The organism is Falsiruegeria mediterranea M17, assembly GCF_900302455.1.
GTDB classification, from domain to species: domain Bacteria; phylum Pseudomonadota; class Alphaproteobacteria; order Rhodobacterales; family Rhodobacteraceae; genus Falsiruegeria; species Falsiruegeria mediterranea.
Map to the genome: position 1 here is coordinate 41,475 of NZ_ONZG01000019.1, position 12,892 is coordinate 54,366.

The 12,892-nt window shown below is 62.1% G+C and carries 3 protein-coding genes; 1 reads left to right on the plus strand and 2 read right to left on the minus strand.

What is annotated here, in order from left to right:
- Window positions 1–96: 96 nt before the first annotated feature.
- Window positions 97–2,787, minus strand: coding sequence for a calcium-binding protein (locus TRM7615_RS24075; protein ID WP_108792529.1), 2,691 nt, complete (start codon window positions 2,785–2,787; stop codon window positions 97–99).
- Between the two features lie 152 nt (window positions 2,788–2,939).
- A complete protein-coding gene (locus tag TRM7615_RS24080; RefSeq protein ID WP_108792530.1) occupies window positions 2,940–3,998 on the minus strand; it encodes a sulfotransferase domain-containing protein in 1,059 nt (352 codons plus the stop codon).
- Window positions 3,999–4,236: 238 nt separating this feature from the next.
- Between TRM7615_RS24080 and TRM7615_RS24085 the strand changes: the two genes are divergently transcribed.
- Window positions 4,237–12,892 (plus strand): putative Ig domain-containing protein (locus tag TRM7615_RS24085; RefSeq protein ID WP_207775269.1); only part of this gene is annotated, 8,656 nt, incomplete at its 3' end.

Here is a 12,892-nt window from a genome sequence, read left to right on the forward strand (position 1 = left end):
TGCAAGACGGGGAGGCACGCCAGCTCAGCGGTAGTCGCCCGCGCTGAGATTTCGAAAAGCGCGGTCTTTTTCGGAGCCCGTTTCAGCGAATGGGCGTTACAGATAAAAAAGGTCGTCGCTGAATTGCAGGGCTTCGATATTGATCAGCGTATCGGTGCCATCGCTGCCGCTCAGATGTGTGACGGTGGTGACATCACCCCGAGTCGAGATGGCGTATTCGTTGCGCTGGCCGGAAAAGAGGGCATAGTCCCAGCCATAGCCGCCATCCAGCGTATCGTCCGAGGCCCCGCCTTCAAGCCGGTCCACCCCGCCGCCGCCCAGAAGCGTGTCGCGCCCGTAATACCCACGCAGGTAATTGCGGCCGTGATCTCCGGTCAGGTGGTCGTCATGGTTCGACCCGCCCAGGTTCTCGATCGAGGTATAAAGATCGCGGGCCGCATCGCCGTGGGATCCGCGCCCCAGCAGCAACGAGGCGCTCACGCCGCTGCTGGATTGCCAATAGGCCACGGTGTCCGAGCCTGATCCGCCATCATAGCGATCCTTGCCACCACCGGATCCGATGAACCAGTCATAGCCCCCAACCCCGCGAAAATCCTCCTCGCCGTCCGAGCCGTAGAACAGATCGCCATGGATCGAGCCGGTGACCCGCTCGATCGAGGTATATGTGTCGCCTGCGGCCTGGCCCGAGGTGCCGCGCCCGGTGCCCAGGTTCACGGTGACCGCGCCGGGGGCATAGACATAGGACATCATGTCCCGACCGCTGCCCCCGTCATAGCTGTCGTTGCCATCGGTGCCGATGAACCAGTCGTAATCCCCCAGGCCGCGCAGGCGGTTGTTGCCCGCATCCCCTTGCAGGACATCGCCATAGATGGAGCCGGTGACATCCTCGATCTGGCACAGGATGTCCGTCTCGCTGCCGCTTGTTGCGGTGCCCGCGGCCAGGTTGACCCGCACAAAGGCGCCATAGTCGGAAAAGCTGACCATGTCGGTGCCGGACCCGCCGTCCAGCGTGTCATTGCCGCGGCCGGGCAGCAGCCAGTCATTGCCGCCGCGCCCCTCCAGCAGGTCATGTCCGTCCGCGCCGGTCAGGGTGTTGGCCTGGTTCGTGCCCCGGAAGGTGTCATTGCCGCCGGTCCCTGTCAGACCCTCGATACTGTGCAGGACATCGTCGGTTGCGGCCCCGGCATTGCGGGCGTTGTCCATCAGGTCAACAGAGGCCGCGGTGGGGGCCATGCTGTAGTCCAGCGTGTCGAACCCGGCGCCACCGTCGACGGTGCTGGGCCCATTGGCCCAGTCAAAGACATCATTGGCGCCGCTGCCCAGGGTTGGCAGCGGGTCGGGGATGATGACGTGGTCGCTGTTGAACAGGCTGCTGTGGGTCAGCACCGTCGGGCTGAGGCTGCCGCCCCGAGCGCTGTAGATGGTCAGGGTCTCGTCCTGCCAGCGCAGGACCAGCCCGTTTTCCAATGGGGTGACCTGGAAATCTTCGATCCGGTAGTAGCCCGAAAAGGCAGACAGGTCGATCTTGTCCCGGACATGGTCGAAATCGGCAATCGTGTCGGGGTTGCCATCCGGAGCAAAGATAAAGACATCCGCCCCCGATCCGCCGGTCAGCACGTCGGACCCGGAGCCGTCGATCAGGATGTCATCTCCGGCCCAGCCATTGACCTGCGAGCCGCCGGGCAGGGCGCTGAGCACGTCGTTCTGCGATGTGCCGGTGGGCCCCTGGGTCACGGTGCCTGCCGGTCCCAGATCCAGGGCCAGCCGGGTCAACCCCTTGTCGCCGGGGCTGAGCACGAACAGCTCGACCCGGTCGCCCATGGGGACAAAGCGCAGTTGGCTGACAGCCCCCAGAGCGGTGCCAACCTCGTCGATCAGGGTGTCGCGGTGGATCAACCGCCCACCAGGCAACATCTGAAACAGGGATACACCGCCATCCGCGCCCGCCACGGCCACCAGCACCTGATCGTTCAGCGTGATCGTGTCCAGGGCGCTCACCCGATAAAAGCGGGTATCCTGGGTGTCGTTGACCTGATCCACAAATCTGAGTTCACCCTGCGCATCCAGCTCCAGAACGGTCAGGGACGAGCTGGAAAACGAGGTCAGGAGCACAAAGGCCCGATCCCCGATCATGACGGTTTCCATTGCCGTGGGTTGATCGACCGGCAGCTGTTCCGCAAAGCCGAACGCCGCGACCTGGCGCAGGGTGCCGTTGGTGTTCTGGGTAAAGACGGTCAGCCCGTTTTCCCTTTGCGACGCGGCCACCAGATAAGAGGTGCCGTCGACGGTGATGCTGTCCAGGGCCACCACCCCTTTCAGATACCGGCTGGCCGAGTCGCTCTGTGTGCCGACATGGCTGAGGGCGCCCGAGGGGGCTATGCGATAGGTGCTCACTCCGGATTGCCCCTGGGCCGCGACATGGAGGTAATCCTGACCCTGAAGCGTGACCCGGTGCAGCGAGACGAGATTTCCGGCAAAGCCCACACCGTCCAGATAGGCGGTACAGCTGCTGTGATCCCCGCTCAGTCGGTCGACCGTGGCGCCGTCCAGGGATCGGGTCTGACCGTTGAAGGTAAAGTCCTGCTGATCGCGCGACAGGTTGGCACGTCCGGCCTGCGCCGGATTCAGCAACCCGTCCGTCAACGCCAGGCTGGCGCGCTGACCGCTGACCGGATCATGAACCAGCAGCTGGGGCGACGCCCCCGCCGTGATGTCGATCCGGGCCGTTTGACTCAATTCAGGCAGATGTGCCGACCAGATCGTCTGGACAACCGAAAAAAACCCCATACCCACTTCCACTCATGCGCCCCCACGCATGGGTCAGGAATGGGTCAGGACTGGTGCCTTGAGATGTGCCAAAACGGGGCGAAAGCGGGGCATGAACGCCGCATTCTATTAAAACATGTTAAGATTTGCTTTCAGCTGGCGACGGGCCGACCTCAGGTGCCGTTGCTCTTGAACCATTTCAGTGTCTTGTGGATCCGAGACCCTCTCTCAGGGGACGCAGTTGCCGTGCCGTCCAGCGCATAGGCCGCGGCAGCAAGGTCGATCCACTGCATCTGGCTGATTTCCTCGCGATAGAGCAGGTCGTCGGGAATCCCGGGCTCCTGAAAGGTGAACCCCGGCTGCCACTCCTGCACCCGCTCTGCCAGAAGCGCGTTGGCGGGGGCATAGCGCGTCGAGAACTTGGCGTATTCATGACGGGCCAGCAGGCTGGTCGGGCCCCCTTTTGTTGACAAGATATCGGTGGCCGCATGGACCAGATGCGCCGGGGGCAGGCCCTGCCGCACAATCTGGCAAGCGATCCAATACGCAAGGGGATCGGGTGATATATTGGCCTCGTCCGGGGGTGGGGCATCCAGCATGTCCACCGTCAGGCTGCTGCCGAGCAGGGTCAGAAAGCTTCCGCCGATCCCGCCAGGGGCACGGCGGATCTGATCATAATCCAGCAGATGGATCTGGCTGGGGGCAAAGCCTTGCAGCAGGGTGTCATAGATTGCGTTGTGATCAATGCGGATCCCAAAGCTCCGACGCTGTTCCAGAGCCTTGCGCACATACGCATAGATGGCCTGGGGATGACCGGATTTCGCCAGTTGCAGCCACAGGGACTGTATCAGCTCGGCCTGGGCGCGCATGGTATAGACGATCTTGACATCCTCGAAGCTCGAGAGGCGCTCGGCCAGCGCGGCCATGTCCACCGGTTCGGGATAAAACCGCGAGAAATTCTCGGCGGACAAAAACAGCGTGCCGGGGGCATCGGCATAGCGTTCAATGAGATCTTGCCAGAGATCTTCGGGCGTGTTGGCCTTGAAAAAGGCCTTTGGAACGTCCGGCATGGTTTGCCAGACAGCGGCCAGAACGTGGTGGGCGGTATTGGGGCCGATGTACGGGTAATGAATCCCGTCTTGTGCCAAACGGTCCCGGTTCAGATGAAACAGGGACTGCAGGTAGGTGGTGCCTGTTTTGTGGGCGCCTATGTGAAAAACGACGTTTGCCATATCTGATCAGAAAGCTTTGAAATCACTGGGACTGCTGCATGTTACAAAACATGGACGAGATCAATGGTGCACCGGAAACACCGCGGTGCGTGGCCGACGGTCACCACTTGCCCAGATCATGCGTGTCCCGGCCTCTTGTTCGTTGACATATGTCTCGTAGTAAGCGGATAGTGCAGGACAAATTTCAACCCCCCTGGCGTTAATCGACGGTCTTTGGCCTGCTTGGAGATAAAGTTTTATGGCGACATTCAACGGTACCCCTGACAGTGATGTGATCTTTGGAACGTCTTCGGCAGACAGCCTGTCCGGAGGAGACGGGGATGACCAGCTGATCGGTCAGGCCGGGGCGGATACGCTCCTTGGGCAAGCGGATGACGACCTGCTGTCGGGGGGCGCGGACAATGACAGCCTGGATGGCGGTGCGGGTGTTGATACGCTCTCGGGGGGCGTGGGGGCCGATACCCTGACCGGGGGCGCGGGCGCCGATGTCTTTCGCGATGATGCGGTTGGGCTGGACGGGGATCTGATCACGGATTTCACCTCCGAAGATGTGGTGCGGGTGTCCGGGTCCTTTCTGTTTGACGACAGCTTTCAAAGAACAACCACGGGCGGGACAACGCTGCTCGAAATCAACACCGATGAAACACCGGGTTTCGATACGTCGGTCACATTGACCGGAACATTTGCGACCGGGTATTTCGCGGCGCTGGCCGGGCCGACGTTCAGCGATATCGTTTTTGTACCGGCCCCGGGTGGGACGGCGACCGCCGGGGATGATGAACTCAACGGAACCCTTGCGGCGGATACCCTGGATGGCGGTGCAGGTGATGACCGCATCATCGGGGCCACGGGCGCGGATCTCCTGTCTGGTGGGGCAGATCACGATTCGATCTATGCCGGGGCGGGCAATGACACGATTTCAGGCGATGGGGGCAATGACTGGCTGGTCGGCGATGCCGGCGATGACAGCATCGATGGCGTTTCGGGATCAAACAGCATCTATGGCGGCTCGGGCGAAGACACGATTGATGTCGGCACAGGCACACGGAATTTTGCCGATGGCGGGTCCGGCGCGGATTCCGTGGTCTCTCAGGCAGGCTCGGACACGCTGCGCGGCGGGGCCGACAATGATACGCTGATCGGCAATCAGGGGAACGATGTCCTGCACGGGGATGCGGGCAATGACACGCTGAGCGGTGATACCGGCTCGGACCAGCTGTATGGCGGATCGGGCAATGACACCCTGTCGGGCGGCACCGAGGCCGACCAGCTTTATGGGGGGCAGGATCATGACCTGGTCCTGGGCGGCGACGGCAATGATTATGTTTCGGGCGATTCCGGTCGCGATACCCTGCGAGGAGAGAGCGGCAATGACACCCTCAGTGGCGGGTCGGGCGATGACCTGCTTGAGGGCGGCGTCGATAATGACAACCTGATCGGTGGCGGCGACAACGACACGCTGCGTGGCGAGGCCGGAGAGGACACCCTTTCGGGCGGGACAAACAATGACAGCCTGGATGGCGGCGCTGATGATGACCGCCTGAGTGGCGGCCAGGGAAGCGATACCCTGACCGGTGGCACCGGGATTGATCTGTTCATCGATCAGGCGACCAATCTGGACGGCGATACGATTACCGATTTCACGGTCACGGATGCGGCCGCCGAAGGCGACGCCATCACCGTGACAGGGCGCCGGTTTGACGATGGTCATGTCACGGTCAGCTATGCCGGTGGCAATACCATTCTGACCATCGACACGGACCGTGATGGGGTTGCCGATACGGTGATCACCCTGACCGGCACCATCACCGCGGATTTCCTGACCGTGACCGATGGCACCAACACCACCATCCGCGCCTATCCGACAGCCGGCCTTGGCAGTTCCGGCAACCCTGTGCGCGGCACCATTGCCGACACCACCAGCGCATCCGCGATTGCGGCCGGCGGGGCAAACACCATCCTTGGCAACGCGGGCGCAGACACCCTGACGGGGGATGCCGCGACCAGATCCATCATGGCCGGCCTGGGCAACGACAGCGTCGAGGGCGGCGCTCAGGGTGAGGTGATCTCGGGCGATCACGGCGCCGATACGCTGGCGGGCAATGGCGGTCAGGACCGGATCTATGGTGGCGACGACGGGGACAGCATTTCCGGGGGCGCCAGCCAGGATACCCTCTATGGCGACCGGGGCGACGATACCCTGTCGGGTGGGGATTCAGATGACGAGGTCCATGGCGGCGATGGCGCCGACAGCATTCTGGGCGAACTTGGCGGTGACGAGCTCTATGGGGAAGCGGGCAACGACACGATCGAAGGCGGCGCCGGGGTCGACTACATCCAGGGCGGCACAGATCAGGACCTGATCTCGGGCGGCGATCTGGGTGATCAGCTTTATGGCTCCTCCGGCAACGATACGATCAACGGCGATGCCGGACGGGATTACATCTCGGGCGGCAGCGATGACGATGTTCTGCGTGGCGGGGCGGATGAAGACACGCTGTTTGGCAGCTCGGGCGATGACCATCTGCTGGGTGAGGATGGCGCCGACAGCCTGGATGGCGGTGGCGGCAACGACCTGCTGGAAGGCGGGGCCGGCGACGATACGCTTGGCGGCGGCAACGAGGTCGATACGCTGACCGGCGGGACAGGGGATGACCTGTTTGTTGGCCGCACCACTGAAATGGCCGGCGATATCATCACCGATTTTGCGGCTGGCGATCGGATCCGGCTGAATTATTCCAGCTTCTTCGATGCAGATGTCACGATCACCGTAACGGGTGGCAATACGGAATTTGCCATTGATACCAATCAGGATCTGACGGACGATCTGTTCTTTACCCTGCAGGGGGCTTACACGCCCGGCGATTTCCAGCTGATCACGGCTGCGAATTTCACCGAGATCTTCCTGCCGTCGCTTTCGGGCGGGATCTGGACCGGGACCGAAAATGCCGACACCTATGTTGCCTCCAACGGCAGCGACAGCCTGAACGGGCTGGGTGGGGATGACCAGCTGACCGCTCTCGAAGGCAACGATATCGTCAATGCAGGCAACGGGAATGACGATGTCTTTGGCGGTGAGGGCAACGATCAGATCGATGGCGGCAACGGCGATGATTTCCTGCGCGGTGATGCGGGCAATGACACCGTTCTGGGCGGCGCGGGTCGCGATGAGATCAACGGCGACGCGGGCAATGATCTGCTGTCTGGCGGCACCGAAGCTGATACGCTGCGTGGCGGTATCGGGGATGACAGCCTGAATGGGGATGAAGGCGCTGACGATCTGTATGGCGGCGAAGGGTTTGACACCCTGGATGGCGGTGCCGACAATGACGAGCTTTATGGCGAAGATGGCAATGACAGCCTGTCCGGCGGCGCAGGTGACGATTACATCAATGGCGGCAACGATCAGGACACCCTGTCGGGCGGCGAAGACAACGATCAGCTCTATGGATCCAGCGGCAATGACAACCTGTCCGGTGATGCGGGCAACGACTATGTCAGTGGCGGCAGCGGCGATGACATCATGGATGGCGGCGCCGACAATGATACGCTTTTGGGCAGCTCCGGCAGCGACCGCATCGATGGGAGCGACGGGGATGACAGCCTGGATGGCGGCAGTGAAAGCGACACGCTGACCGGCGGGGCAGGCAATGACACGCTGACCGGCTGGACGGGCACCGACACGCTGACCGGCGGTGTGGGCAATGACGTGTTTGCCGACCGCCCCGGGCACCTGGATGGCGACCGGATTACGGATTTCACCGGTGGATCGGATATGATCCGCCTCACCAATGTCCGCTTCACGGATGTCGATATTTCCACCGCCGAACTGAATGGCGACACGCTGCTGCGGGTTGATACCACGGGCGATGGCACGGTCGATACCACCATCACCCTGGCGGGCACCGCCTATGCGGGGACCTGGATTGCGCAAAGCGATTTGCAGGGCACCAACATTCGCCTCGAGGCACCCAGCGGCACGGGTTCGTCTGTGGGCACGGCAGGCGATGACGATCTTGTCGGCACGGATGTGGGCAACCTGCTGGAGGGGCAGGCCGGCAACGACACGATTTCGGGTGCGGCCAGCGGTGACATCATCAATACCGGCGCAGGCGAGGACTATGCCTATGGTGGTTTTGGCAACGACACGATGTCGGGGGGCACCGACAACGATGAGCTGACCGGTGGCATCGGCAACGACCTGCTGAGCGGTGACGATGGCGACGACAGGCTCTGGGGCGACGAAGGCAGCGATACGCTGATCGGTGGGGAGGGGCGCGATACGCTGCGCGGCGGCGATGGCGCAGACAACCTGACCGGCGGCGAGGGGATCGATGACCTTTATGGCGAGGATGGCGACGACAGCCTGTCGGGCGAGGCCGGGGCCGATGAGCTTTATGGCGGCGAGGGCAACGACGAGTTGTCGGGTGGTCTGGACAACGACTATCTGAATGCAGGCAACGGCGATGACCTGCTTGAGGGCGGGGATGGCAACGACCAGCTCTATGGCTCAAGCGGGGACGATACGGTGCGCGGCGACGGGGGCGACGATTACATGTCAGGCGGGGCCGACAATGACCTGCTGGACGGGGGCGCCGATGCAGACACGCTGTTGGGCAGCAGCGGCGATGACACGCTGCTTGGTGGCGCGGGTGACGACAGCCTGGAGGGCGGCAGTGACGCCGACAGCCTGGATGGTGGGGCCGAGAATGACACGCTGAACGGGGGCACCGGCAGTGATACGCTGACGGGCGGCACCGGCGACAACGTGTTCAAGGGGCGCCTGAGTGATCTGGATGGCGACACGTTCACCGATTTCAAACTGGGGGATCGGATCCGGGTCGATCTTGCCACCTTCAACGAAACCGACCTGACCCTGACGGATGATGGCACCAACACGACGTTGGCAATCGATGCGACCGGTGACGGTGTTGCAGACAGCACGATCACGCTGAACGGGCTGTTCACCGAGACCTTTGCCACGCTGAGCACAGCCAATTTCACCGACATCCTTTTGGTCAGCGGCACCGGCGGGGTCATCAATGGCACCAACAATGCCGACAACCTCAGCGGGTCGGCCGGGGTCGACATCATCTCGGGCTTTGAAGGCAATGACGAGCTGATCGGCCTGGGCGGCAATGACAACATTTCCGGCGACGAAGGCAACGACACGATCAACGCGGGTGCAGGCGACGATGTGGCCAGCGGCGGCGATGACGACGACAATATCACCGGCGGGGTTGGCAATGACGTGCTGAGCGGTGATGCCGGTCGCGACAGCGTGCATGGCGACGAGGGCAACGACACGCTCTCGGGTGGCGCAGGCAACGACATCCTTCGTGGTGGCATCGGGGACGACAGCCTGGATGGCAATGAAGATGCTGATGATCTGTACGGCGATGCCGGCAGTGACACGCTCAATGGTGGCCAGGGCAATGACGAGCTCTATGGTGGCGATGATGCGGACCTGCTGCGCGGGGATGCCGGCAACGACTATCTGAATGGTGGCCAGGGCGAAAACACGCTGGAAGGCGGCGAGGGCGATGATCAGCTCTATGGCGGCGGTGACAACGACACGCTGCGGGGTGAGATCGGGGATGATTACCTGGTCGGCGGGACGGCGGACGACCTGCTGGAGGGCGGCGCAGACAATGACACGCTATTCGGCAGCAGTGACAACGATACGCTGACCGGCGGCACCGGGGATGACAGCCTGGATGGTGGAAATCAGGATGACAGCCTGTCCGGCGGCGAGGGCAACGACACCCTGTCGGGCGGGAACAACAATGATACGCTGACCGGGGGTGCGGGCCGTGATGTCTTTACCGACAATTACAGCCATTTCAACAGCGGGATCATCACCGATTTCACCACCGAGGATCGAATCCGTGTCGAGCTTGTCCGGTTTACCGACGTGGATATTTACAGTTCCACCAACGCGGACGGGAACACGCTGCTGTCCATCGACACCGATGGGGATGGCAACACATCGGGCTTCAATGATTTCAGCATCCTGTTGCAGGGCACGTTCTCGGGTACCTGGGCGGCGACCTATCAGACGACTGCAGGCAGTGCGACGGACATCACTCTGGTGCCGCCCTCGACCAGCGTGTCCGGGCCGACCACAACGGATCCCGATGAGATCGCCGGCACATCCGGTGCCGACACGCTGCTTGGGGATGTGGGCAACGACACGCTGATCGGCCTGGAAGGAGATGACAGCCTGGGCGGCGGCACCGAGGATGATCACCTCTTTGGGGGGCGCGGCAATGACACCCTGTCCGGCGATGATGGTGACGATCAGCTGACCGGGGATGCCGGGGATGACCAGTTGTCGGGTGGCTTTGGCAGCGACCGGCTCTATGGCGACGAAGGGCTCGACACGCTGGATGGCGGGTTTGGCGGTGACACCCTTTGGGGGGGCGACAACAACGACAGCCTCTCGGGTGGCGAGGGCAATGATGACCTCTATGGCGAAGACGGCAACGATACGCTGGATGGGGGCATCGAAAACGATGAGCTCTATGGCGGCGAGGGCAATGACCTGCTGCTTGGCGGGGATGGCGGTGACTACCTTAACGGGGCCGAGGGCGCAGATGTACTCGAAGGAGGCGAAGGCAACGACCAGCTCTATGGCTCGGGTGGTGAAGACACGCTGCGCGGTGATCAAGGCGCCGACTATCTCAGCGGTGGCAATGACAGCGATGACATGGCTGGTGGGTCGGGCAATGACACGCTGGTGGGCGGATCCGGCAGTGACACTCTGGATGGCGGCGACGATGACGACAGCCTCAATGGTGGGTCGGACAGTGACCTGTTGCTGGGCGGCGCGGGCAATGACACGCTGAACGGTGGCGGCAGCGTGGGTGTAGATACGCTGACCGGCGGGGCCGGGAATGACACATTCCGTGGCAATACCGGGTCTCTGCAGGGGGACATCATCACCGATTTCACAATCGGGGATCGTATTACGGTCGAATCCTATCGCTTCTCGGATGTGGACATTTCGACCACGTTCGATGGCACCAACACGACGCTGCATGTGGACACCAACGGCAACGGCGTGCTGACGGACAGCACGGATGTTACGCTCATCCTGCAGGGCGCGATGACCGGCACGTTTGTGGCGATGTACAATGCGACCATAAACAATGCGACCGACATCTACCTGGTCAATGGAGCTTTTGGCGCCCCGACCATAAACCCCGATTTCCTGGGGGGAACCAATGGCAATGAGACGCTGAACGGCGGGGTCGGCAATGACACCATCGTCGGGTTGAATGGCGATGACAGCCTGTTGGGCTTTACCGAAGACGACAAGATCTATGGCGGGCGTGGCAACGACACCATTGCGTTGCAGGACGGCAATGACACCGGTGTCGGCGATGCCGGGAATGACGAGATCAGCGGTGGCTTCGGGAACGACCATCTGTACGGCAATGAAGGCACTGATCTGCTGTTGGGTGAGGTCGGCCGTGACTCTCTGTATGGCGATGAAGGCAATGACACGCTCAATGGCGGGGTCGACGCTGATCAGCTGTATGGCGGCGACGATGACGATCTTCTGAACGGCGGCGATGACGCTGACCAGCTTTATGGCGAAGACGGGCGCGATACGCTCAACGGGGATGCCGGAACCGATTACCTGAACGGGGCCGATGGCGATGACAGCCTGGATGGCGGCAGCGGCAACGACCAGCTTTATGCCGGGGATGGCAACGACACCCTGCGGGGCGGGCTTGGGGATGACTACCTTTCGGGCGGGCGCAACACCGACTACGCCATCTTCAGCGGCAATTCGAGCGAATACACCATCACCCAGGGCGCCAGCAGCAACGCGACCAGCTATATCGAGCACACTGGTGGCACGACCTTGAACGGGCGGGATTCGCTGGTGCAGGTCGAGCGGGTCATCTTTGATGACACCACGATTGTCCTGTTCAATGACGCACCGACATTGGTGGATGACGTCGACACGCAATACTGGCGTGAGGGGACGTCCTATTCGCTGGATGCCTCCGGGGCCTTTGCGGATGTGGACCTTGTCACCTTCAGCGCGCAGATGTCAGACGGTTCGGCGCTGCCGAGCTGGCTGAACTTTGATCCCTCATCCCAGAGATTTGACGCCAATCTCTCAGGTGTTGCGACAGGGTGGTATTACGTCACGCTGACGGCGCGGGATGCACTTGGAGCCGAAAACTCGGACACCTTTGGCATCCGGGTGGATTCCAGCACGATCCTTGGCACCAACAACGCAGACACGATCGCCGGCACCGCTTTGTTCGATCAGATCTATGGTCGCGGTGGCAATGACACCATCAATGCCGGATTGGGGGATGACCGTGTCTTTGGTGAGGACGGGGATGACTTCCTGTTCGGGGGCCTGGGCGAGGATACCCTGGATGGCGGTGCAGGGGCGGATGTCTATGCGGCCAATCAGGCGGCGGAATTGGATGGCGACCGTATCGTGAATTTCGAGGCCGGGGATTCCCTGCTGTTTGAAAACGCCAGTGCAACGGCGACAGCGGCGCTCTTTGCGGATCGCATCGAGGTGGACAGTGATGGCGATGGCACAACGGATGTGACCATCGGGCTGGATGCCACAAATGTCAGTCAGTTGGAAAAAATAGTCCTGCCGGGTGGTGGGGTTCAGTTCGGCACGCTCCGGGTGATCAACGGCACTCCTGCCACGGAAACCTTGTACGGAACGCCGGATGACGAGCAGATCAATGGGTTGGGCGGGTATGACTGGATCATTCCGGGTCGTGGCAATGACACCGTGGATGGCGGCGTGGGGCGGGACATGGTGTCTTACTCCGACGCGCCTGAGGTGGCCGGGCGGGGGACGGCATTCATGCTGGATCTCGATCTGGGCGCGGGCACGGCCGAGCTTT